19 protein-coding genes and 1 pseudogene are annotated in these 22,105 nt (G+C 69.3%); 11 read left to right on the top strand and 9 right to left on the bottom strand.

What is annotated here, in order from left to right; all coding sequences use genetic code 11:
• Positions 1-37 precede the first annotated feature (37 nt).
• The 5 genes from ACFPQ9_RS00170 to ACFPQ9_RS00150 all read left to right on the top strand — a co-directional run bounded on the left by ACFPQ9_RS00170 (position 38) and on the right by ACFPQ9_RS00150 (position 4,373).
• Positions 38-1,306, top strand: a complete 1,269-nt coding sequence (locus tag ACFPQ9_RS00170) for a cytochrome P450 family protein (RefSeq protein WP_380844469.1) — start codon at positions 38-40, stop codon at positions 1,304-1,306.
• Positions 1,303-1,623, top strand: coding sequence for an antibiotic biosynthesis monooxygenase family protein (locus ACFPQ9_RS00165; protein ID WP_380844466.1), 321 nt, complete (start codon positions 1,303-1,305; stop codon positions 1,621-1,623). Before ACFPQ9_RS00170 ends, ACFPQ9_RS00165 begins: the two co-directional genes overlap by 4 nt.
• An 83-nt stretch (positions 1,624-1,706) precedes the next feature.
• Entirely contained in the window at positions 1,707-2,216 is a 510-nt protein-coding gene (locus tag ACFPQ9_RS00160) for a MarR family winged helix-turn-helix transcriptional regulator (RefSeq protein ID WP_380844463.1), read from the top strand.
• Between the two features lie 50 nt (positions 2,217-2,266).
• Entirely contained in the window at positions 2,267-2,599 is a 333-nt protein-coding gene (locus tag ACFPQ9_RS00155) for a DUF3817 domain-containing protein (protein WP_380844460.1), read from the top strand.
• A 73-nt stretch (positions 2,600-2,672) separates the two neighbouring features.
• Positions 2,673-4,373, top strand: a complete 1,701-nt coding sequence (locus ACFPQ9_RS00150; RefSeq protein ID WP_380844457.1) for an acyl-CoA mutase large subunit family protein — start codon at positions 2,673-2,675, stop codon at positions 4,371-4,373.
• Between the two features lie 40 nt (positions 4,374-4,413).
• On the opposite strand, the gene ACFPQ9_RS00145 is transcribed toward ACFPQ9_RS00150, so the two are convergent.
• Positions 4,414-5,046: a TetR/AcrR family transcriptional regulator gene (locus ACFPQ9_RS00145; RefSeq protein WP_380844454.1), complete on the bottom strand. Its 633-nt coding sequence runs from the start codon at positions 5,044-5,046 to the stop codon at positions 4,414-4,416.
• A 211-nt stretch (positions 5,047-5,257) separates the two neighbouring features.
• On the opposite strand from ACFPQ9_RS00145, the gene ACFPQ9_RS00140 reads away from it, so the two are divergent.
• The 4 genes from ACFPQ9_RS00140 to ACFPQ9_RS00125 all read left to right on the top strand — a co-directional run bounded on the left by ACFPQ9_RS00140 (position 5,258) and on the right by ACFPQ9_RS00125 (position 9,621).
• Complete coding sequence (locus tag ACFPQ9_RS00140; RefSeq protein ID WP_380844451.1) at positions 5,258-6,232, top strand: tetratricopeptide repeat protein; 975 nt, start codon at positions 5,258-5,260, stop codon at positions 6,230-6,232.
• Between the two features lie 662 nt (positions 6,233-6,894).
• A complete protein-coding gene (locus ACFPQ9_RS00135) occupies positions 6,895-7,533 on the top strand; it encodes a DUF6230 family protein (protein WP_380844448.1) in 639 nt (212 codons plus the stop codon).
• A 149-nt stretch (positions 7,534-7,682) separates the two neighbouring features.
• The gene (locus tag ACFPQ9_RS00130; protein ID WP_380844445.1) at positions 7,683-8,255 is read left to right on the top strand and encodes a DUF6114 domain-containing protein; all 573 of its coding nucleotides are present in this window, start codon (positions 7,683-7,685) and stop codon (positions 8,253-8,255) included.
• Positions 8,245-9,621, top strand: a complete 1,377-nt coding sequence (locus ACFPQ9_RS00125; protein ID WP_380844442.1) for a hypothetical protein — start codon at positions 8,245-8,247, stop codon at positions 9,619-9,621. Before ACFPQ9_RS00130 ends, ACFPQ9_RS00125 begins: the two co-directional genes overlap by 11 nt.
• Before the next feature lie 124 nt (positions 9,622-9,745).
• Here the strand turns inward: ACFPQ9_RS00125 and pyk are convergent, their stop codons facing one another.
• From pyk to pta, 3 genes are all read right to left on the bottom strand, one after another.
• Positions 9,746-11,176 (bottom strand): pyruvate kinase, encoded by a 1,431-nt coding sequence (gene pyk / locus ACFPQ9_RS00120; RefSeq protein WP_380844439.1) that lies wholly within the window; start codon positions 11,174-11,176, stop codon positions 9,746-9,748.
• An 82-nt stretch (positions 11,177-11,258) separates the two neighbouring features.
• On the bottom strand, positions 11,259-12,461 hold the full coding sequence (locus ACFPQ9_RS00115; RefSeq protein ID WP_380844436.1) for an acetate kinase: 1,203 nt from the start codon (positions 12,459-12,461) through the stop codon (positions 11,259-11,261).
• A complete protein-coding gene (gene pta / locus ACFPQ9_RS00110) occupies positions 12,458-14,566 on the bottom strand; it encodes a phosphate acetyltransferase (protein WP_380844433.1) in 2,109 nt (702 codons plus the stop codon). The genes ACFPQ9_RS00115 and pta overlap by 4 nt, the downstream gene beginning before the upstream one ends.
• Before the next feature lie 227 nt (positions 14,567-14,793).
• Between pta and ACFPQ9_RS00105 the strand changes: the two genes are divergently transcribed.
• A complete protein-coding gene (locus ACFPQ9_RS00105; RefSeq protein ID WP_380844430.1) occupies positions 14,794-15,819 on the top strand; it encodes an ATP-dependent 6-phosphofructokinase in 1,026 nt (341 codons plus the stop codon).
• A 43-nt stretch (positions 15,820-15,862) separates the two neighbouring features.
• Here the strand turns inward: ACFPQ9_RS00105 and ACFPQ9_RS00100 are convergent, their stop codons facing one another.
• Entirely contained in the window at positions 15,863-16,609 is a 747-nt protein-coding gene (locus tag ACFPQ9_RS00100) for a helix-turn-helix domain-containing protein (RefSeq protein WP_380844427.1), read from the bottom strand.
• A gap of 177 nt (positions 16,610-16,786) precedes the next feature.
• Here ACFPQ9_RS00100 and ACFPQ9_RS00095 point away from each other — a divergent pair, with 177 nt between their 5' ends.
• Positions 16,787-17,233, top strand: coding sequence for a PPOX class F420-dependent oxidoreductase (locus tag ACFPQ9_RS00095; RefSeq protein ID WP_380844425.1), 447 nt, complete (start codon positions 16,787-16,789; stop codon positions 17,231-17,233).
• Here ACFPQ9_RS00095 and ACFPQ9_RS00090 read toward each other — a convergent pair.
• The 4 genes and pseudogenes from ACFPQ9_RS00090 to ACFPQ9_RS00075 all read right to left on the bottom strand — a co-directional run.
• Positions 17,223-18,062: a carbohydrate ABC transporter permease gene (locus ACFPQ9_RS00090; RefSeq protein ID WP_380844422.1), complete on the bottom strand. Its 840-nt coding sequence runs from the start codon at positions 18,060-18,062 to the stop codon at positions 17,223-17,225. The two genes, ACFPQ9_RS00095 and ACFPQ9_RS00090, sit on opposite strands and share 11 nt — an antisense overlap.
• A 5-nt stretch (positions 18,063-18,067) precedes the next feature.
• Positions 18,068-19,048, bottom strand: coding sequence for a carbohydrate ABC transporter permease (locus ACFPQ9_RS00085; protein ID WP_380844419.1), 981 nt, complete (start codon positions 19,046-19,048; stop codon positions 18,068-18,070).
• Positions 19,049-19,070: 22 nt separating this feature from the next.
• Positions 19,071-20,459, bottom strand: a complete 1,389-nt coding sequence (locus ACFPQ9_RS00080; RefSeq protein WP_380844416.1) for an extracellular solute-binding protein — start codon at positions 20,457-20,459, stop codon at positions 19,071-19,073.
• A gap of 106 nt (positions 20,460-20,565) precedes the next feature.
• Positions 20,566-22,063, bottom strand: a pseudogene (locus ACFPQ9_RS00075) (tetratricopeptide repeat protein); the annotation flags it as partial.
• Positions 22,064-22,105 lie beyond the last annotated feature (42 nt).

The following is a 22,105-nucleotide window of genomic DNA, read 5'->3' as shown; positions in this document are numbered from 1 at the left end:
GACCGAGCCGAATTCACGCCGAACCCGGGGACCAGTCATGACGCAAGCGTTCGCATCCGAGGAATCCGAGGAACTGTCGTCCGACGAGGCCGCGGCCGCGGCCTCGTCGTGCAGCCGGGAGTTCCGCGCCAACCCGCATCCCGTCTACGCCGCGCTGCGCGAGAGCGCGCCCGTGTGCCCGCTGTCGCCGCCGCACGGGGTGCAGACGTACCTGATCACGCGTTATGACGACGCCCGCGCCGCGCTCGCCGACCCCCGGCTGAGCAAGGACATGTACGGCGCCATCGACGCCTACCACCGCATCTTCGGTGACTCGTCGATCGCGCTGGACGACAACATGCTCTTCTCGGACCCGCCGAAGCACACCAGGCTCCGCCGGATCGTCGGAAACACCTTCACCCCGAAGCGGGTGGAATCGCTGCGGACGCGCGTGCAGCAGATCACCGACGAACTGCTCGACCAGTGCCCGACGACCGGTCCGGTCAATCTGCTCCCGGAATTCTGTTTCCCGCTGCCGCTCCAGGTGATCTGTGAACTCCTGGGCGTTCCGGAGAACGAGCGGAAACAGGCGCAGGAATGGTCCGCCACCGTCGCCCAGACCGGATTCGGACCGGAGGCGCGCGCGAAACTGGAGATCGCCGAGGGAAATCTGCGCGACTATCTGGTGGACCTGTGCGCCCGCAAGCGCAGGGAGCCGGACACGGGTCTGCTCAGCGCGCTCGTCACCGCCCAGGACCAGGAGGGCTCGCTCACCGACCACGAACTCGTCTCCACGGCATGGGTGCTCCTCTTCGCGGGCCACAAGTCGACCGCGTACCAGATCGGCAACGCGGTCTACCACCTGCTCAGCCGGCCGGACCAGAAGGAGCTGGCGCTGCGGGACGCGAGCGCGATGAACGCGGCCATCGAGGAGATCTTCCGCTTCGAGACCTCCGTGGAGAACTCCACGTTCCGGCACGCCAAGGAGGACGTCGTCATCCGCGACACCCTCATCCCCAAGGGCGCCCTCGTCCAGATCTCGATCACCGGGGCCAACCGCGACCCGGAGATGTTCACCGCGCCCAACGAGCTGGACGTCCGGCGCCCGAACGTCCAGGCCACGCATCTCGCCTTCGGCTACGGCCCGCACTACTGCGTCGGCGCGCCCCTGGCCCGTCTGGAGATGCAGATCGCCCTGGGCACGCTCTTCGCCCGCCACCCCCGTATGACGCTCGTCGGTGCCCCCGAGGACGCGCGCTGGATGACCGTGCCGTTCCCCGCCTTCCGCGGCCTCGCGGAGCTGCCCGTCGTCCTCGACCCGTCATGACCGCCCAGGCCCCGGAACGGGTGCGGGTGATCCGGCTGCTGCGGGTGCGCGACGGGATGGAGGCGGAGTTCGTACGGTCCTACCAGGACGTGCGTGCGGGCGCCGAGCGATTCCCCGGGCACCTCGGCGAACAGCTGTGCCGCTCGATGGACGACCCCGCCCAGTGGCTGCTCACCAGCGAGTGGGCCGACCTCGACGCCATTCGGAGCTGGCGCACCGCCGCCGCGCACCGGACCCTGGTCGAGCCGATGAACGCGTGCCTGCACGACGATCGCTGGACGGGCGTCTTCCAGGTGAAGGAGATGGCCGCACCGTGAACAACGGCACCGGGAGGTGCCGATACCGACCGAAAGGCGAGACGGGGCTGACCAGCATGTGACCGGCCGGTAAGGTCGGTCGCGTGCCGAAGCCGCTCAGCCTTCCCTTCGATCCCATCGCCCGCGCCGACGAGCTCTGGAAGCAGCGCTGGGGGAGCGTGCCCTCCATGGCCGCCATCACCTCGATCATGCGCGCCCAGCAGATCCTGCTCGCCGAGGTCGACGCGGTGGTCAAGCCCTACGGCCTGACCTTCGCGCGGTACGAGGCGCTGGTGCTGCTCAACTTCTCCAAGGCCGGCGAGCTGCCGATGTCGAAGATCGGCGAGCGGCTCATGGTGCACCCCACGTCCGTGACGAACACCGTGGACCGGCTGGTGAAGTCCGGTCTGGTGGACAAGCGGCCCAACCCCAACGACGGGCGCGGCACGCTCGCCTCGATCACCGCCAAGGGCCGCGAGGTGGTCGAGGCGGCCACCCGCGACCTGATGGCGATGGACTTCGGGCTCGGGGTGTACGACGCCGAGGAGTGCGCGGAGATCTTCGCGATGCTGCGCCCGCTCAGGGTGTCGGCGCACGACTTCGAGGAGAGCTGACCCGGGACCCCGGGCAAGATCTCCCGGAACGGGTGGTTACGCTCGTGCGCATGAAGAAGAGCGTCCTGACCCGCTACCGGGTGATGGCCTACGTCACCGCCGTCATGCTGCTCGTGCTGTGCACCTGCATGGTGTTCAAGTACGGCTTCGACATGGGCGAGGACGTCACCTTCGCCGTCTCCCAGGTCCACGGCTTCCTCTACATCATCTACCTGATCTTCGCCTTCGACCTCGGCTCCAAGGCCAAGTGGCCGTTCGGCAAGCTGCTGTGGGTGCTGCTGTCCGGGACGATTCCGCTCGCCGCCTTCTTCGTGGAGCGCAAGGTCACACGCGCCGTCGAACCCCTGGTCAGCACGCCGGAACCCGCCGTCGCCAAGGCCTGAACGACCGCCGTACCCCTGGGTGCGGCGGTTCTCCCATCGACATTTACTTGGACGTCCTAGTAAATTCGAGGGTATGGACGCTGACGCCATCGAGGAGGGCCGCCGCCGCTGGCAGGCCCGGTACGACGCCGCGCGCAAGCGCGACGGTGACTTCACCACGCTCTCCGGAGACCCCGTGGAGCCGGTGTACGGGCCCCGGCCGGGTGACGAGTACGAGGGCTTCGAGCGGATCGGATGGCCCGGGGAGTACCCCTATACCCGCGGGCTGTATCCGACCGGCTACCGAGGGCGGACGTGGACCATCCGGCAGTTCGCCGGGTTCGGGAACGCCGAGCAGACCAACGAGCGCTACAAGATGATCCTCGGCAACGGCGGAGGCGGTCTCTCGGTCGCCTTCGACATGCCGACGCTCATGGGCCGCGACTCCGACGACCCGCGCTCGCTGGGCGAGGTCGGGCACTGCGGGGTCGCCATCGACTCGGCCGCCGACATGGAGGTCCTGTTCAAGGACATCCCGCTGGGTGACGTGACGACGTCGATGACGATCAGCGGCCCTGCGGTCCCCGTCTTCTGTATGTACCTGGTGGCCGCCGAGCGGCAGGGCGTGGACCCCGCCGTCCTCAACGGCACGCTCCAGACCGACATCTTCAAGGAGTACATCGCCCAGAAGGAGTGGCTCTTCCAGCCCGAGCCGCACCTTCGCCTGATCGGCGACCTCATGGAGCACTGCGCGGCCGGCATCCCCGCCTACAAGCCGCTGTCCGTCTCCGGCTACCACATCCGCGAGGCCGGCGCGACGGCGGCGCAGGAGCTGGCGTACACACTGGCGGACGGGTTCGGCTACGTCGAGCTGGGCCTCTCGCGCGGCCTCGACGTGGACGTCTTCGCCCCCGGCCTGTCCTTCTTCTTCGACGCGCACGTCGATTTCTTCGAGGAGATCGCCAAGTTCCGGGCCGCCCGCCGCATCTGGGCGCGCTGGATGCGCGACGTGTACGGGGCCAGGAGCGACAAGGCGCAGTGGCTGCGCTTCCACACCCAGACCGCCGGTGTCTCGCTGACCGCGCAGCAGCCCTACAACAACGTGGTGCGTACGGCCGTGGAGGCGCTCGCGGCCGTGCTCGGCGGGACGAACTCGCTGCACACCAACGCCCTCGACGAGACCCTCGCGCTCCCCTCCGAGCAGGCCGCCGAGATCGCCCTGCGCACCCAGCAGGTCCTCATGGAGGAGACCGGCGTCGCCAACGTGGCCGACCCGCTGGGCGGTTCCTGGTACGTCGAGCAGCTCACCGACCGGATCGAGGCCGACGCCGAGAAGATCTTCGAGCAGATAAAGGAGCGCGGACTGCGCGCCCACCCCGACGGGCAGCACCCCATCGGGCCGATCACCTCCGGCATCCTGCGCGGGATCGAGGACGGCTGGTTCACCGGCGAGATCGCCGAGTCCGCCTTCCAGTACCAGCGCTCCCTGGAGAAGGGGGACAAGCGGGTCGTCGGCGTCAACGTCCACCACGGGTCGGTCACCGGTGACCTGGAGATCCTCCGCGTCAGCCACGAGGTGGAGCGCGAGCAGGTCCGGGTGCTGGCCACCCGCAAGGCGGCCCGCGACGACGCCGCGGTGCGCACCGCGCTGGACGCCATGCTGACCGCGGCCCGCAGCGGCGCCAACATGATCGAACCGATGCTCGAGGCCGTGCGCGCAGAGGCGACCCTGGGCGAGATCTGCGACGCCCTGCGGGACGAGTGGGGGGTGTACACCGAGCCGGCGGGCTTCTGATCCGCTTCGGCGGGAGGGCGGCCCTGCCGCCCTCCCCGGCTCAGTCCCCGGCGGACTCCGCGGCTCCCGACAGGCCCAGCAGCAGCACCTGGGTGAAGCCGCGCACCCACTCCTCGTCCGCCGGATGGCTGCTCACCAGCGTGCGGTGGACCACCGCGCCCGCGACCATGTCGAAGATGAGGTCGACCGTGCGCGCGGACTGTGAGGGGTCCTTCTCCGGCGGCAGTTCGCCCCGGCCCTGGGCACGCTCACGGCCCTCGACCACCAGCCGCTTCTGCCGGTCCACGATGGACGCGCGGATGCGTTCGCGCAGCGCGTCGTCCCGGGTCGACTCCGCGACCACCGCCATCAGGCCACTTTTCGCCTCGGGCAGGGCCAGGATCGCCGCGAACTGGAGCACCACGCCCTCGATGTCCGCGGCGAGGCTGCCCAGGTCGGGCAGGCGCAGCTCGTCGAAGAGCTCGGCGACCGCGTCCACGACCAGCTCGTTCTTCCCCGGCCAGCGGCGATACAGGGTCGTCTTCGCAACCCCCGCGCGCGTGGCCACGTCTCCCAGGGTGAGCTTGGACCAGCCCAGTTCGACCAGCGCCGCCCGCGTCGCCGCCAGGATCGCGGCGTCAGCGGCGGCGCTGCGCGGGCGTCCCGGACGGGCGGCGGCGGTGCGGCTCTGCATCCCATGACCATAACCGGGTGGTTCGTGTGCGGTCGTGAGGGAGATCACGGGAAGGTGGTGTTCCGCAGGCCCCCGATGCCATTACGCTACGAGTCGTAGCGAAAGCGATGACCACAGGCGTGGGGTGGGGACCCGGCGCCGAACAGCACCTGCCGGGCCCGGCTTTCGGGCCGCTTTTCACAGTGCGCGCCGAACGGGGGAGGATAGACGCATGCAGCCACGGAACATGTCCATGAGCGGAGTCGTCGACCTCGCCGCGGTGAAGGCGGCCCAGGAGGCCAAGGCGAAGGCGGAGCAGGCGCGTGCCGAGGCCGCCCGGCAGGGCGGGGCGGGTGCCGTTTCCCCCGCCGACCTCGTCATCGATGTGGATGAGGCGGGCTTCGAGCGTGAGGTCCTTCAGCGCTCCGCCGAGGTGCCCGTAGTCATCGACTTCTGGGCCGAGTGGTGCGAGCCCTGCAAGCAGCTGAGCCCGCTCCTCGAGCGACTCACCGTCGAGTACAACGGCCGCCTCCTCCTCGCCAAGATCGACGTCGACGCCAACCAGATGCTGATGCAGCAGTTCGGCGTCCAGGGGATTCCGGCCGTCTTCGCGGTCGTCGCCGGGCAGGCGCTGCCCCTCTTCCAGGGGGCGGCCGGTGAGGCCCAGATCCGCGAGACGCTCGACCAGCTCGTCGCCGTAGCCGAGCAGCGCTTCGGCCTGACCGGCCTGACGGTCGACCCGGACGCCGAGCCGGGAGGCGCCCAGAGCGCTCCCACCGCGCCGGCCGGCCCCCACGACGCCCTGCTGGAAGCCGCCGTACAGGCGCTGGACGCGGGCGACTTGGGCGGTGCCGTCCAGGCGTACAAGAACGTGCTGAGCCAGGACCCGGCGAACTCGGAGGCCAAACTCGGGCTCGCCCAGGCCGAGTTGCTCCAGCGTGTGCAGGGCGCCGACCCGCAGCAGGTGCGCAAGGAGGCCGCCGACCGGCCCGCCGACGCCCAGGCACAGATCGCCGCCGCGGATCTGGATCTGGTGGGCGGCCATGTCGAGGACGCCTTCGGGCGGCTCATCGAGACCGTGCAGCGCACGGCGGGTGACGACCGGGACACCGTACGGCTTCGGCTCCTGGAGCTCTTCGAGGTCGTGGGCGGTGATGACCCTCGGGTCGCGGCCGCTCGCAGGGCGTTGGCACGTGCGCTGTTCTGACGGTTTCCATGAGCGGGGCGACAGCCCCGTTCTGACCAGTCACTAAACGCACGGGCCCATGTTGCGTGAGTGAAAGATTTGTCGACAGAGCACCAGAGCGGCCGCGCTTTACCAAATCTTGGTAATCGCGGCCGCGGTTACTGCGGGTAAGTCGCGGGCGTCGTTCTGTCGGTTTCTGTCTGTTGATTCCTGGATTTGTCCGGTCGCTCGGGGCCACCCTGTGTCGTCGTCCGAGACCGGCGGGTCGTTGTTCGGTTATCCGGCCGTTACTACCGAGTAACGAAGCCCCTTGTGCGGGCGGCGAGAATGCACCACGATCGGCCACGCTCGGTCCGTTCCCGTACCCCGACAGCCGGTTGGGTCGCGGGAGTTCCTGGGTCCCCACCGAGCAGAGTCGGCGGCAGTGGCGCCGGCTCTTGGACAGGGGGGTCTTCGCCCACCCGGCGAAGCCTGTCCGGCAAGGTTGTGCGTGATGCGTGTCAGGCGCGACCAGTGGTTGTCGCTCGGGGGTGATCGCCGGTAGTTCGGGCGCGGTTCGTGCCACCGAGCGCAGGCGCTCTCCTTCCCGAGGACGTAGCACTTCTCCCATCCCTGACCGGCTGAGCCGTCGAGCCGACAGTGGCAGCCAGTGTCAGGAGATGTACGTCCGAGAAGGAGGAAATATGGAGTCCCAGGTGCGTGGCGGGACCAGATGGAAGCGGTTCGCTGTGGTCATGGTGCCCAGCGTCGCCGCCACGGCTGCGATAGGTGTCGCCCTCGCGCAGGGCGCTCTCGCCGCTTCGTTCAGCGTCTCCGGCCAGTCGTTCAAGGTCACGACCGACAAGCTGGTCGGTTCGGGCTTCTCGCAGTACGGCGCTCTTGACGAGGGCTACACGCTCTCCGGCAAGAAGACGGTTCACCCCGTCGCCGTCTCGGGCTTCAAGTCCGCGACGATCAACAGCCTGTGCCAGTCCGTGGTCACGCCCGACATCCCGATCCTCGGGAACGTCAGCCTGATCCTGCGGGCCGGTGAAGACCCGAACAAGCCGGTCGAGGCCAAGAACCTGTACATCGACGTCGCCGACCTCGAGGCCGACGCGACGTTCGAGAACATCGACATCGGTGTGGCCGCCAAGGACGCCAACAAGGGTCCGGGCATGAAGGGTGGCGGCGAGCAGGCCAACCCCTTCGGCTTCGCCCAGCAGGCCGACAAGGCCACGCTGGTCGGCGTGAAGCAGACGGCGTGGGCGACCACCGCCGGAACCTTCAAGCTCAGCGGTCTGAAGATGTCGCTGTCGACGGGTGTCAAGGAGTGCTACTAAGCACTCTCTGACGGGCGGGGGAGCCACTGGCGCCCCCGCCCGTCCACTCTGAGCCCGCTTTCTTCACAAGTGGTCACACGGCCGCGACACATCACCGCATCACCTTCGCACCACCACCACAGCAATGCCGTACCAGGGAGCTGTTTTCGATGAGCGCCGAGACTCCTGCCGCGCCCGGCCATGACGAGCACTACCTCCGGGTCTTTCGGCGGAACTTCCGCGCCTGGCGCGGTACCCGGCCGTTCTGGGCCGGTCTGTTCGTCATGCTCGGCGGACTCCCCATCGCCTACTTCCCTTACGCGAACCTCCAGATCGGCCACCTGACGCTGGCGATGCAGACCGCGGGGGGCTCCAGCTCCCTCATCATCGGTGTGCTGCTCGTGGTCCTCGGATTCACGCTCTGGTTCCAGAAGCACGTCCGCACCTTCGCGGGCATCGCGGCGATCCTGCTGGCACTGGTGTCCATCCCGCTGTCCAACCTCGGCGGCTTCCTCATCGGCTTCCTCTTCGCCCTCGTGGGCGGGGCGATGGCCGTGGCATGGGTGCCCGGCGGGGACGCCGACGCGACTCCGGCGCAGACGGACACGACGGGCGAGGGCGACGCACCCGAGGGTGCGACCGACCCCGACACCACCATCCTCAAGCCCGTGGTGGGCGAGCCGAACGATCTGTCAGGAACGAGCCCGGCGAACGGGGCGAACGGGAGGCACAGTGCCGGCTGACGAGGTGACCCACGGGACTGAGGTGGACAAGTCCCGTGTGAGAACCGGGCCGCGTCACGCGGCGCCCAAGAAGCCGCTGTTCACCAGGTTCCAGATGCCGGCCGGCAAGGCGATAGCCCTGGCGGCGATGCCGACCGCGGTCCTCATGGGAATGGGGTTCACGCCGACGCTCGCCCAGGCCGACAGCGACGCCACCAAGCCGACGTCCAACAGCCTCACGGCGGACGAGTACAAGGACTGCGTGGCGGCACTGGAGGACGAGGCCTCGGCGTCCGCGTCCCCGAGCGCGAGCGAGTCCACGGAGAAGGACGAGACGGCGGAGCCCACTCCGTCGGCGACCGACGGCCAGGACTCCGCGGACTCCTCCGACTCCTCGGGTTCCTCGGACTCTTCGGGTTCGTCGGACTCCGCGGGTGACTCCTCTTCGTCGGATTCAGGTTCCGACGACGCGGCCGAGCCCACGCCCTCGCCCTCCGCGAGCAAGTCGAGCGAGGCCCAGTCCGGCGACACGGCCACGGCGTCCCCCTCGCCGTCCGAGAGCGGCGGCGGCCTGCTGGAGGGCATCGGCGACGCGATAGAGGGCATCTTCACGGGCGGTTCGGCCGGGGAGAGCGCGAGCCCGACGCCGACGCCGTCCGCGAGCGAGGAGGCGGCGTCCGGTTCCTCGGACTCCGCGGACTCCTCCGAGCCGTCCGGCAAGGAGACGTCCGAGGCGTCCGACCCGGTCAAGGAGACCACCGACAAGGTCACCGACACCGTCGAGGACACCGTCGGTGACACCACCGACAAGGCGTCCGAGGCGGCGCAGGACGCCACGGAGACGGCGCAGGAGGCCGCCGACGAGGCCACCGCCACGCCGAGCCCCTCCGCGAGCTCCGGCACGGACCCGGACGACTGCCCGGCCGCCACGGACGAGGAGGGCGGCGTGGACAACACCGTGCCGCTGCCCGACGACCCGTGGTTCCTGAACGCCAGCTCGCTGCTGCTCAAGGGCGCCGACTACCAGGGCATCGTCGAGGTGAAGACGGCCAACGGCACCAAGAAGAAGGTGCTGAAGTACGTCATCTCCGACGGCACCGACATCGGCGACCTGCACCAAACGGTGAAGGACAAGCAGTCCGGCAAGACCTACCACGTGCAGGCGGCCGAGGGCTCGACCTCGACCATCCGCAACGGCAAGACCGTGATGTACACGGAGAGCATCTCCGGGAACCTGCTCGGTCTGATCCCGGTCACGTTCGACCCGGAGCACCCGCCGCCGCTGAACATCCCGCTGATCTACTTCACGAAGGTGAAGGTGACCCAGGCCGGTCAGTTCGGCGGCACCCTGCACGTGCCGGGGCTGCACAACTTCACCACCGACTGAGCCGGGCGTCTCGACAGGACGCCCCCACAAGCCCGTTCGGGAGCCGCACAAGCGCCGAGGGCGCCCCCTGGATCCAGGGGGCGCCCTCGGCGTCGTTCAGGGCCCTTGCGGGCGGTCTGCGGGGTCAGTCCCGCGCGCCGCCGCCGAGGTGGTGCACCCGGACCATGTTGGTGGTGCCGGGGACGCCGGGCGGGGAGCCGGCGGTGATGACCACGATGTCGCCCTCGTTGAAGAGACCGAGCTTGACGATCTCCTGGTCCACCAGGTCGACCATCTCGTCGGTGCTGTTGACGAACGGCACCACGTGCGGCTCGACGCCCCAGCTGAGCGTCATCTGATTGCGCGTGGACTCGTCCGTGGTGAACGCGATGATCTGCTGGGCGGCGCGATAGCGGCTCAGCCGGCGGGCGGTGTCGCCGGACTGGGTGAAGGCCACCAGGCCCTTACCGCCGAGGAAGTCGGCGATCTCGCAGGCCGCACGGGCCACCGAACCACCCTGCGTACGGGGCTTCTTGCCCGGCACGAGCGGCTGCAGACCCTTGGCGAGCAGCTCCTGCTCGGCCGCGGCGACGATCTTCGACATCGTCTTGACGGTCTCGATCGGGTACGCGCCCACGCTCGACTCGGCGGACAGCATGACCGCGTCGGCGCCGTCCAGGATCGCGTTGGCCACGTCGGAGGCCTCGGCGCGGGTCGGACGGGAGTTGGTGATCATCGACTCCATCATCTGGGTCGCCACGATCACCGGCTTGGCGTTGCGGCGGCACAGCTCGATGAGCCGCTTCTGCACCATCGGGACCTTCTCGAGCGGGTACTCGACGGCGAGGTCGCCACGCGCGACCATCACACCGTCGAACGCCAGCACGACGTCCTCCATGTTCGCGACCGCCTGCGGCTTCTCCACCTTGGCGACGACCGGGACACGGCGGCCGACCTCGTCCATGACCTTGTGCACGTCGGCCACGTCGGCGGCGTCCCGCACGAAGGACAGGGCGACCAGGTCGCAGCCCATGCGCAGCGCGAACCGCAGGTCCTCGACGTCCTTCTCGGACAGTGCCGGCACGTTCACGGCCGCGCCGGGCAGGTTGATGCCCTTGTGGTCGGAGACGACGCCGCCCTCGATGACGATCGTCTTGACCCGGGGGCCCTCGACCTCGGTGACCTTCAGCTCGACGTTGCCGTCGTTGATGAGGATCTGGTCGCCCTTGGCGACGTCACCGGGCAGGCCCTTGTAGGTCGTCCCGCAGATCTGCTTGTCGCCCGGGACGTCCTCGGTCGTGATGACGAACTCGTCACCGCGCTCCAGCTCCACCGGGCCCTCGGCGAAGGTCTCCAGGCGGATCTTCGGCCCCTGGAGGTCGGCGAGCACACCGATGGCCCGGCCGGTCTCCGCGGCGGCGGCCCGCAGGCGCTCGTAGCGCCCCTGGTGGTCCTCGTGCGTGCCGTGGCTGAAGTTGAAGCGGGCCACATTCATGCCGGCCTCGATCAGCGAGACAAGCTGTTCATGGGAGTCGACCGCGGGGCCGAGAGTACAAACGATTTTCGAACGGCGCATGGGACGATCCTATCGGTTTGTTTCGCCGCGGAATATTCCGTCTGGTGGAAGATACAAATGAGCTGCGCTTTGCTCAGCCGTGTTACCCGGCCGTTGCCCACGTCTGTGTCGCGATCTCCAGTTCTTCATCCGTCGGCACCACCGCGACCGCCACCCTCGCACCCGCGGGCGAGATCAGCCGAGGTGCGTCACCGCGTACGGCGTTCAGCTCGGCGTCCACCGCCGGGCCCAGCTGTTCCAGGCCCGCGACAGCCGCCTTCCGCACCGGTGCCGCGTTCTCGCCCACCCCGGCCGTGAACGCGATCGCGTCCACCCGGCCGAGCACGGCGTAATAGGCGCCGATGTACTTCTTCAGTCGGTGAATGTAGATGTCGAAGGCCAATTGGGCCCGCTCGTCACCTTCGTCGATCCGGCGGCGGATCTCCCGCATGTCGTTGTCGCCGCACAGGCCGATCAATCCGCTCTTCTTGTTGAGGAGAGTGTCGATTTCCTCGATGGACATTTCGCCAACCCGCGCCAAATGGAAGATGACGGCGGGATCCATGTCACCCGATCGCGTACCCATCACGAGCCCCTCCAAGGGCGTCAGCCCCATGGAGGTGTCCACACACTTCCCGCCCCGCACGGCCGACGCCGACGCGCCGTTGCCGAGGTGCAGCACGATGACGTTCACCTCCTCCGGGGCCTTGCCCAGCAGCTTCGCGGTGGCCCGGGAGACATACGCGTGCGAGGTGCCGTGGAAGCCGTACCGGCGTATGCGGTGCCGGTCGGCGGTCTCCACGTCGATGGCGTAGCGGGCGGCCGACTCCGGCATCGTCGTGTGGAACGCGGTGTCGAAGACGGCGACCTGGGGCAGGTCCGGGCGCAGTGCCTGCGCCGTGCGGATGCCGGTGAGGTTGGCCGGGTTGTGCAGCGGGGCCACCGGGATGAGCCGCTCGATCTCGGCGAGCACGGCGTCGTCGATGACGGTCGGCTCGGTGAAGTGCTTGCCGCCGTGCACCACCCGGTGCCCGATCGCCGCCAGCTCGGGGGAGTCGAGGCCGAGGCCGTCCTTGGCCAGCTCCGCCGCCACGGCCTTCAGGGCGGCGTCGTGGTCGGGGATCGCCCCGGTCCACTCGCGGCTCTCGCCGCCGGCCGCCAGCGGGGTGTGCTTGAGCCGGGAGACCCGCTCGCCGATGCGCTCGACGAGGCCCACGGCCAGCCGGCTGCTGTCACGCATGTCGAGCAGCTGGTACTTCACCGACGAGGAGCCGGAGTTGAGGACGAGGACGCGGGACGCGGTCACTGGACGGTGGCCTTCTCGTGGAGGGACGGGGCGGTGGACCGGGGCTGGGACTGGATCGCCGTGATGGCGACGGTCGTGACGATGTCCTGGACGAGGGCGCCCCGGGACAGGTCGTTGACCGGCTTGCGCAGACCCTGGAGCACCGGGCCGACGGCGATGGCGCCTGCCGAGCGCTGCACGGCCTTGTAGGTGTTGTTACCTGTATTGAGGTCGGGGAAGATCAGAATCGTTGCCTGCCCGGCCACTTCGGACTCCGGCAGCTTGGTCGCCGCCACGGACGGCTCCACCGCGGCGTCGTACTGGATGGGCCCCTCGATCATCAGGTCCGGCCGCCGCCGGCGCACCAGCTCCGTCGCCTCGCGCACCTTGTCGACATCGGCGCCCGAACCCGACGTACCCGTCGAGTACGACAGCATCGCGATCCGCGGCTGGACGCCGAACCCCTCGGCGGTGGCCGCCGACTGGATGGCGATGTCGGCCAGCTGCTCGGCGTTCGGGTCCGGGTTCACCGCGCAGTCGCCGTAGACGAGGACCTTGTCGGCGAGGCACATGAAGAAGACCGACGAGACGATGCCGGCGTCCGGCCTGGTCTTGATGATCTCGAAGGCGGGGCGGATGGTCGCCGCGGTCGAGTGGACGGACCCCGACACCATGCCGTCGGCGAGCCCCTCCTCGACCATCAGCGTCCCGAAGTAGTTCACGTCGGAGACGACGTCGTAGGCCAGCTCGACGGTGACGCCCTTGTGGGCGCGCAGCTGGGCGTACTTCTCGGCGAAGGAGTCCCGCAGGTCGCTGGTGGCCGGGTCGATCAGCTGGGTGTCGCCCAGGTCGATGCCGAGGTCGGCGGCCCGCTTGCGGATCTGGTCGACCGGCCCGAGCAGCGTCAGGTCGCACACCCCGCGGCGCAGCAGCACCTCCGCGGCGTGCAGCACCCGCGGCTCGGTGCCCTCGGGCAGCACGATGCGGCGGATGTTCGAGCGGGCCTGCTCCAGCAGCTTGTGCTCGAACATCATCGGTGTGACCCGGTCGGAGCTGGGCGCCGAGACCCGCTTCAGCAGCTCGCCGGTGTCGACGTACCGCTCGAACAGGCCGAGCGCGGTCTCCGCCTTGCGCGGGGTCGCCGCGTTCAGCTTGCCCTCCAGGGAGAACAGTTGCTCGGCGGTGGGGAAGCTGTAGCCGGGCACCGACAGCACCGGGGTGCCGGGGGCCAGACGCGAGGCGAGGGTGAGGATCGCGTCGCCGGGGCGCTCGTCCAGGGTGAGCAGCACACCGGCGATCGGCGGGGTGCCGGCGCTGTGCGCGGCCAGCGAGCCCACGACCAGGTCGGCACGGTCGCCGGGAGTGACGACCAGACAGCCCGGGGTCAGGGCGCTCAGGAAGTTCGGCAGCATCGCGCCGCCGAACACGAAGTCCAGGGCGTCGCGCGCGAGCCCCGAGTCGTCGCCGAGCAGGACCCTCGCCTCCAGGGAGTGGGCGATCTGCGCCACCGTCGGCGCGGACAGGGCGGGCTCGTCCGGGACGACGTAGCAGGGCACCGGCAGCCGGGACTCCAGCAGCCGGGCGATCTCGTCCCGGTCGGCGCGGGCGACCCGGTTGGTGACCATGGCGAGCACGTCGCAGCCCAGGTTCTCGTACGCCCGGTAGGCGTTGCGCGTCTCGGCGAGCACCGACTCGGTGGTCTGCTTGCGCCCGCCCACGACGGATATCACCGAGGCACCGAACTCGTTGGCGAGGCGGGCGTTCAGGGACAGCTCGTCCGGGAGCTGGGTGTCGGCGTAGTCGGTGCCGAGGACCAGGACGACGTCGTAGTCGCGGGCGACCGCGTGGAACCGGTCGACGAGCGTGGAGACCAGCTCGTCGGTGCCGCGCTCGGCCTGGAGGGCGGACGCCTCGTGGTAGTCCATGCCGTAGACCGTCGCCGGGTCCTGCGAGAGGCGATAACGGGCGCGCAGCAGCTCGAACAGCCGGTCCGGGGAGTGATGCACCAGCGGCCGGAACACCCCCACCCGGTCGACCTGCCGGGTCAGGAGCTCCATGACTCCCAGTTCGACGACCTGCCGGCCGTCGCCGCGGTCGATGCCGGTCACGTACACGCTGCGCGTCACGCGTGGTCTCCCTTTCGTCGTGCGGTGTTCCGGACGGATCCCCGGGGCAGTTCCAGGGGCGGTTCCAGGGTCGCAAAATCGCCCAGTGAGGTGAGCGAAACCCTCTTGACAATACCTTTGGCGGTGGATAAGGCGCCCGTCAGGTTGCCGGTCGGACGGGGCCCTCGGGGACGTGAAACAATCGGACTGGCTCACCGGTGTCAACAGCGAGCAGGAGACACAGCACGATGCGTATCGGAGTTCTCACCGCAGGCGGCGACTGCCCCGGCCTGAACGCCGTGATCCGGTCGGTCGTGCACCGCGCCGTCGCACAGTACGGCGACGAGGTGATCGGCTTCGAGGACGGCTTCGCGGGCCTGCTGGACGGCCACTACCGCAGCCTCGACCTGGAGGCCGTCAGCGGCATCCTGGCCCGCGGCGGCACGATCCTCGGCTCGTCGCGCCTCGAGCGCAACCGGCTGCGCGAGGCCTGCGAGAACGCCCCCGACATCGCCCGCGACTTCGGCATCGACGCCCTGATCCCGATCGGCGGCGAAGGCACGCTGACCGCGGCACGCATGCTGTCCGACGCCGGGCTGCCGGTCGTCGGCGTGCCCAAGACGATCGACAACGACATCTCCTCCACGGACCGCACGTTCGGCTTCGACACCGCCGTCGGCGTCGCCACCGAGGCCATGGACCGTCTGAAGACCACCGCGGAGTCCCACCAGCGCGTGATGGTCGTCGAGGTCATGGGCCGCCACGCGGGCTGGATCGCGCTGGAGTCCGGCATGGCGGCCGGCGCCCACGGCATCTGTCTGCCGGAGCGCCCGTTCGACCCCGCCGACCTCGTGAAGATGGTCGAGGAGCGCTTCTCGCGCGGCAAGAAGTTCGCGGTGATCTGTGTCGCCGAGGGCGCCCACCCCGCCGACGGCTCCATGGACTACGGCAAGGGTGAGATCGACCAGTACGGCCACGAGCGCTTCCAGGGCATCGGCACGGCGCTCGCCTTCGAGCTGGAGCGCCGGCTCGGCAAGGAGGCCAAGCCGGTCATTCTCGGCCACGTCCAGCGCGGCGGCACGCCGACCGCGTACGACCGGGTGCTCGCCACCCGCTTCGGCTGGCACGCGGTGGAGGCCGCCCACCAGGGCGAGTTCGGGAGGATGACCGCGTTGCGCGGCACGGACATCGTGATGGTGCCGCTGGCCGAGGCCGTCACCGAGCTGAAGACGGTGCCCAAGGACCGGATGGACGAGGCGGAGTCCGTCTTCTAGTCCGTCTTCCAGTCGGGCTGCTCCTGGAGAATGACCCCTGCGATCAGGGGCTGTTCTCCTGGACCATCGTCCAGAAGCGCTCCACGATCCCGTCCATGAACTCACGGCCGGCCGCGCTGGAGTCACCGCTGCCGCCGCCCCAGCTCAGGGTGGCGGTCATCTGCCCCTGGTAGTGCTGGTGCAGTTCCTGGAGCGTGGTCTCCAGCAGCCGCCGATCCAGGGGCACCATCCTGCCGACCGGGCGCACATACGCCTGCCAGCGCGTCGTCACGGCACTGCGCAGCATGTCGGCGAGCCGGGCCTCGCGGCCGGTGACGGTGATGAAGTCGGGGATCGTCAGACCGAGCACGTCGGCGAGGGCGGCGGACTGGCGGTCGGTGCCACGCCAGTCGTCCGTCTCCTCCATGCGCAGATACGCGAGCACCTCGTGCCCGACGGCACGGGCCACGTCCTCCGGCGCCAGACCGCGGGCGATGCGGTGCTCGCGCAGGGTCCGCGGCTTGCCGAGCAGCTCACCGGGCGAGCACCACAGCACGCCCGCCAGGGCGGTCAGCTCATGACTGGTGGGAGCCGCGAGCTCGCGTTCCCAGGCGATGACGAGGTCCTCGGTGACGTAGGGGAGGCCGTATGAGACACGCATGCCGTAGGCGACATGCCCGGGTCCCATGTTCAGGGCGGCGCGGAGTCTTCGGGCGGCAGGGGCGTTGAACGGGGGAGTGGGGGGATTGCGATGGCTGGAGCGGTTGTCGGGCTGGTTCGGTTGGGCTGGAGGTCGACGCACGCGCCACAACGTAGGCCCGGCGGGATGGGGTGACTACGGTCTGTTCGGCCAGGATCACGGATTGTAGGAAGCTACGGCTACTGGCGGGTTCGCCGCTGGCCGAAGATCGTCTGTCGGCGCGGTGGGGTGGCGGTCAGGATGACGCCGGGGCGTCACCGTGGCGGCCCCTGAAGGTGGTGACCGCCGGTGAACGGCAAGCTCAACGGGCATATTCGCGAGCGTCTCCTCGCGCCGAACTTCTGGCACCTCGCGACGGTGGGATCCGACGGGATGCCGCAGGTTTCGCCCATGTGGGCGGACATCGAAGACGAGTACGTCATGGTCAACACGTCCGTGGGGCGGGTGAAGGTGGACAACCTGCGGCTCAATCCCAACGTTTCCCTCTCCCACCACGACCCGGAGAACCCCTACGACCGGGCCGAGATCCGGGGGCGGGTCGTCCGGTTCGTGGAGGGGGAGGTGGCGGAGCGCGCCATGGACCGGCTCGCGCGGAAGTACATCGGGGAGGACCGCTACCCATGGCTGCTGCCCGGGGAGCAGCGCGTCATGCTGCTGATCCAGCCCCTGCGGGTACGCCGGGTCGTGGGCGTGGAGGCGTTCCGGGCCGGCGTGCTGCCCGACGTCACCCCTTGACGGCCCCGCCCAGCGCGAACCCTCCTCCCAGCCGCCGGGCGATCAGCACGTACAGCAGGATCACCGGTGTCGAGTAGACGATGGAGAACGCCGCGAGCTGGCCGTACGCCACCATCCCGCGGTTGCCGAAGAAGTCGTTGATGCTCACGGACGCCGGCATCTGGTCCGGGGTCAGCAGGAGCATGAACGGGACGAAGAAGTTGCCCCACATCATGACGAAGGAGAACACCGTCACCACGGCGACTCCGGGGCCCATGAGGGGCAGCACGATCCGCACCAGCGACTGGAGCGAGGACGCGCCGTCCGTCCAGGCCGCCTCCTCCAGCTCCTTCGGCACCCCGTCCATGAAGTTCTTCATCAGCCAGATGGCGAACGGCAGTTGGGAGGCGGCGAAGAAGAAGATCGTGCCCTGCATGGTGTCGATCAGGTTCACCCGTACGAACAGGGCGTACACCGGCACCATGATCGCCGTGATCGGCAGGCTCGTCGCGAACAGGATCGTCAGCAGGAACGGCCGGTTGAAGCGCGAGCGGAACCGGGACAGCGGGTAGGCGGCGAGCGCCGCGCACACCACCGTCAGGGCCGTCCCGCCGCCGCACAGCAGCAGGCTGTTGAGCAGCGGGGTGAAGGTGATCTCCGGGGTCAGGACCGCGTCGAAGTTGTCCAGGGTGAGACCGTCGGGGACCCTCACCCGCAGGTCGGCGCCGGTGTCCAGCGACGACAGCACCACCCACACGAGCGGCAGCACGAACGCCGCGGCCACCACCAGCAGACCGGCGTCGGCGGCCAGACGGTGCGTGCTGCGGCGGGATGCGAGGGAACGGGCCATGGGCGTCAGACCTCCGTCCGCAGCAGACGCAGGTAGACCACCGAGAACAGCGAGCCCACCACCAGGAGCAGCAGGGCGACCGCGGTGCCGTAGCCGATCATGCTCTTCTGGAACGCCTCCTCGTACATGAACAGCGGCAGGGTCTGGCTCTTGCCGCCCGGACCGCCCCTCGTCATCACCCAGATCAGCCCGAAGACGGACAGCGTCTGAAGGGTGATGAGCATCAGGTTGGTACCGATGGAACGGCGGATCATCGGGAGCGTGATGTGCCACATCCTGCGCCAGCCGCCGGCGCCGTCGACCTGCGCCGCCTCGGTGATCTCCTTCGGGATCTCGTTCAGCGCGGCCGAGTAGACCAGCATCGAGAACGCCGTCCCCCGCCACACGTTCGCGAACGACACCGCCAGGATCGGCAGCGTGAACAGCCAGTTCTGGGTGGGCAGTTGCAGCCACTCCAGGATGGCGTTCAGGGTGCCCTCGCGACGGAAGAAGGCGTACAGCAGGAACCCGGCGACGACCTCCGGCAACACCCACGCGGCGACGACGATGCCGCCGGTGAGCGTGCGGACGGGCTTCGACGCGCGCTGCATCAGCATCGCCAGACCCAGACCCAGGGTGTTCTGGCCGATCAGGGCCGAGATGACGGTGAAGACGAGGGTCATCCAGACCGCGTTCAGGAACGCCTCGTCACCGAAGGCCGTACGGAAGTTGTCGAACCCGACGAACGACTCCTCGGCCTGGCCGGTGAGCTGGAGGTCGGTGAACGCGATGAAGGCGCAGTAGGCGATCGGGCCGGCGAGGAAGAGCACCAGCAGGACGACGGCGGGGGAGACGGGCAGGGCTCTTGCGAGAGTGCGGTGCGGCGGGGTGGACGGCGCGCCCGGTGGACGTGCGGCCGACGGGCCCGACGGGGACTTGACCGTCGCCGGGCCGGACGCCGGGCCGGACCCGGGGCCGGGCGACGCGTGCGGTGCTTCGGCGGTCATCGGCGGTGGTCCTCGCGGTCCCTCACTTCTGGATCACCTGGTCGTCCGTCGCCGCCTTCAGCTCCTCGTCGTACCCCTTGGCCGCCTCGTCCACCGACATGTCGCCCGTCGTCACGCCCTCCATCGCCTCCTGAACCGCGGTGGAGACCTTCGGGTACGCCGGGAACGCGGGCCGGTAGTGGGTGCTGGCGACCAGGCCGGTGAAGAACTTGATGCCGGGTTGGGCCTCGATGTACGCGGGGTCGGCGGCCACGTCCTCGCGGACCGCGATGCCGGAGTTGGCGATGTACCACTTCTGGGCGTTCGCCTTGGTCTGCATGGTCTTGATGAACTCGAAGGCGAGGTCGGGGTTGCCCGCCTTGGCCGGGATGGACCAGGTCCAGCCGCCGGACATGCTCACCTTGCCGGGCGCCTGGCCGTTCTGCGTGGGCATGGCGGCCAGCCCCAGCTCCTCGGACCACTCCGGCCATTCGTGACCGCTGCCCGGCAGCCAGTCCTGCGGGAGCCAGGAGCCGTCGAGGGCGATGGCGAGCTTGCCCTTCGGCAGCCACTCGCCGCGGACCCGGGTACCGACGTTCGGGTCGAGGGCGTCGGAAACCTCCGGGCCGAGCTTCTCCTTGTAGACGGTCTCGACGAAGGAGAGCGAGTCCTTGAAGCCCTGGCCGCCGGCGATCCACTTCTTGGTGGACTTGTCGTAGAGGGGGTCGGCCGAGGCGTTGTCACCGCCCGTGCCGTAGAGCAGCATCTCGAACGTCTGCATGGTGGCGGCCTCACCGACGGGCTTGCCCGTGTACACGTTGAGCGGGATGACGCCGGGGACCTTCTTCTTGACGGTGCGGGCGGCCTCGAGGACGTCGTCCCAGGTCTTCGGCTGCCAGTCGGCGGGCAGGCCGGCCTTCTCGAAGATGTCCTTGCTGAACCACAGCCCCCGGGTGTCGGTACCGTCCGGGACGCCGTACGTCTTGCCGTCCTCGCCCTGCGCCGCCGCCTTCGCCGTGTCGATGAACTTGTTCCAGTCCTGCCACTTGGCGAGGTAGGGGTCCAGCGGCTTCAAGTACCCGCTGGTGATGTCCGAGTTGATGAGGAAGGTGTCCTCGTAGACCAGGTCGGGCGCGGTCTTGGGGGAGCGGAGCATCTGCTGGAGCTTGGTGTAGTACTCCGAGTCCGGGGCCTTGATGGGGACGAACTCGACCTTCTTGCCGGGGTTCGCCTTCTCGAACTGCTTCTTGATGTCCGCGAGGTAGGTGTCCATCACCTTGATGGAGTTGTCCGTGGACTGCTTGAAGGAGACCTTGATGGTGTCCGGATCACTACCGGAACCGCCACCACACGCGGTGAGCGTGCCTGCGGCGGCGAGGGTGAGGGCGAGGAGTGTGGGGAGGGCGGGTCGGGCGGTGGGGCGCACGGGCATGACCTCCTGCGGGCGCACTTCGTGGTGGCCTGGGGTTGTCTGCCCGGTGAACCTAAGAGGAGTGGTCTAGTCAGGTCAATGCATGTGCGGGGGATTCCGCCGGGAGTCAGTCCGGTTGTTCGGCGGCCCAGTTGCGGGCTCGGGCGGCTTCGGTGGGGGCGTTGGCGCGGGTGTAGGCGTCGGCGGACTGGAGGTAGGCGGCGCGGGCTTCGGCGGGGCGGTGGGCGGACTCGTGGGCGAGGGCCAGATTGTGGAAGGTCTGCCCCTCGCCGTACCAGTCCTCGAACTCCCGATTGAGCTTCAGGGACTTGCCGTATGCCTCCATCGCCTCTTCCACCCTGCCCGCCCGCTGTAGGGAGTTGGCGAGGTTGTTCCATGCCATGCCCTCGCGGTGGCGGTCTCCAGCGGCCTGGTGCAGGTCGCGGGCCCGCGTATGAGCGTCGATCGCCTCTTCCGTCCTGCCCGCTTCCTGCAGGGCGCTGCCGAGGTCGTTCCACGCGCCGGCCTCGCGGTGGCGGTCTCCGGCGGCCTGGTGCAGGTCGCGGGCCCGCGTATGAGCGTCGATCGCCTCTTCCGTCCTGCCCGCCCCCTGCAGGGCGTTGCCGAGGTTGTTCCACTCCATGGCCTCGAACAGCAAGTCCCCGGACCGGTGGGCGACGTCCCGCGCGCGCCTCCGCGACGGCAATCAAATCGTCGAAAAGCCGTCGCAAGTACAGGTACTGGGCCAGACACTCGGCCAGCTCCTCCGCCCTACCCGCGAACTGCTCCTCCCTCGCCCACCCCACCGCAGCGACCAGACCCGCCCGCTCCCCGTCCAGCCACGCCAACGCCTGCCCCCGGTCCCCGAACCGCTCCGGCTCCTCCATCCCCGGCAGCCACCGCAACCGGTCAGCAGCCGCACCCGCCCTGCGGCAATAGAAGTCCAGCACCCGCTCCCGCGCCATCTCCCCCTCCTCCCGCAACCCCACACCCCCCGCCACCACACCCGCCCCGAACACCCGCACCAAGTCATGCAACCGCCACCGCACCGCAGAAGCGGTCCCCTTGCCGCCCCGCACCGGCGTGACGAGATGTCTGGCGGCCAGGTCCTCCAGCAGCGACAGCACGAACTTCGCGTCGAGGTCGGCAAGCGCGGCGATCGCCTCCGTGCCGGTCTCCGCACCCGGCGCAAGGCAGAGCAGGCGCAGCAGCCGGGCCTCGTCGTGCGGCAGTCGACGGTACGAGGTCTCCAGCACGGGACGCAGAGCGAGTGAGCGTCCGTACAGGTCCGTTCCGGGGCTGCCGCGGTCGAGGACGGAGGTCGGATCTCCGGCGTCCCGGATCTCGGCCACCAGAGAGGCGATGTCCCGATGCCGTCGCCGACGCAGCATCCCTGCCACAATCTGGAGTGCCAGGGGCAAGTGACCGCAAAGATCAGCCAGTTCGCGCAGCGCGTCAGATTCCCGCACCGGACGTTCGTCCCGCTCGTCGGTGTCGTGCAGGGCACGGGTCACCAGAGCCACGGAGTTGTCCGGAGCGAGCGTCTCCAAGTCGATCAGGCGCACCGGAAGGGCGTCGGGACGGTCCCGGGAGGTGATGAGCACCCGGTGGTGATCCGTGCCCGGCGGGGGAGTTTCTGGCTCGGCGGCGGCAGTTCGATGACCGGA

This window comes from Streptomyces coerulescens, from assembly GCF_042657965.1.
In the GTDB taxonomy this organism is placed as follows: Bacteria; Actinomycetota; Actinomycetes; order Streptomycetales; family Streptomycetaceae; genus Streptomyces; species Streptomyces coerulescens.
This window is presented reverse-complemented; position numbering and strand designations above follow the sequence as displayed.

Bases quoted from the DNA above. Each gene is read 5' to 3' on its own strand.
- ACFPQ9_RS00170 (WP_380844469.1), top strand. From the start codon at position 38: ATGACGCAAGCGTTCGCATCCGAGGAATCCGAGGAACTGTCGTCCGAC.
- ACFPQ9_RS00165 (WP_380844466.1), top strand. From the start codon at position 1,303: ATGACCGCCCAGGCCCCGGAACGGGTGCGGGTGATCCGGCTGCTGCGG.
- ACFPQ9_RS00155 (WP_380844460.1), top strand. From the start codon at position 2,267: ATGAAGAAGAGCGTCCTGACCCGCTACCGGGTGATGGCCTACGTCACC.
- ACFPQ9_RS00150 (WP_380844457.1), top strand. From the start codon at position 2,673: ATGGACGCTGACGCCATCGAGGAGGGCCGCCGCCGCTGGCAGGCCCGG.
- ACFPQ9_RS00145 (WP_380844454.1), bottom strand. From the start codon at position 5,046: ATGCAGAGCCGCACCGCCGCCGCCCGTCCGGGACGCCCGCGCAGCGCC.
- ACFPQ9_RS00140 (WP_380844451.1), top strand. From the start codon at position 5,258: ATGCAGCCACGGAACATGTCCATGAGCGGAGTCGTCGACCTCGCCGCG.
- ACFPQ9_RS00135 (WP_380844448.1), top strand. From the start codon at position 6,895: ATGGAGTCCCAGGTGCGTGGCGGGACCAGATGGAAGCGGTTCGCTGTG.
- ACFPQ9_RS00130 (WP_380844445.1), top strand. From the start codon at position 7,683: ATGAGCGCCGAGACTCCTGCCGCGCCCGGCCATGACGAGCACTACCTC.
- pyk (WP_380844439.1), bottom strand. From the start codon at position 11,176: ATGCGCCGTTCGAAAATCGTTTGTACTCTCGGCCCCGCGGTCGACTCC.
- ACFPQ9_RS00105 (WP_380844430.1), top strand. From the start codon at position 14,794: ATGCGTATCGGAGTTCTCACCGCAGGCGGCGACTGCCCCGGCCTGAAC.
- ACFPQ9_RS00090 (WP_380844422.1), bottom strand. From the start codon at position 18,062: ATGGCCCGTTCCCTCGCATCCCGCCGCAGCACGCACCGTCTGGCCGCC.
- ACFPQ9_RS00085 (WP_380844419.1), bottom strand. From the start codon at position 19,048: ATGACCGCCGAAGCACCGCACGCGTCGCCCGGCCCCGGGTCCGGCCCG.
- ACFPQ9_RS00080 (WP_380844416.1), bottom strand. From the start codon at position 20,459: ATGCCCGTGCGCCCCACCGCCCGACCCGCCCTCCCCACACTCCTCGCC.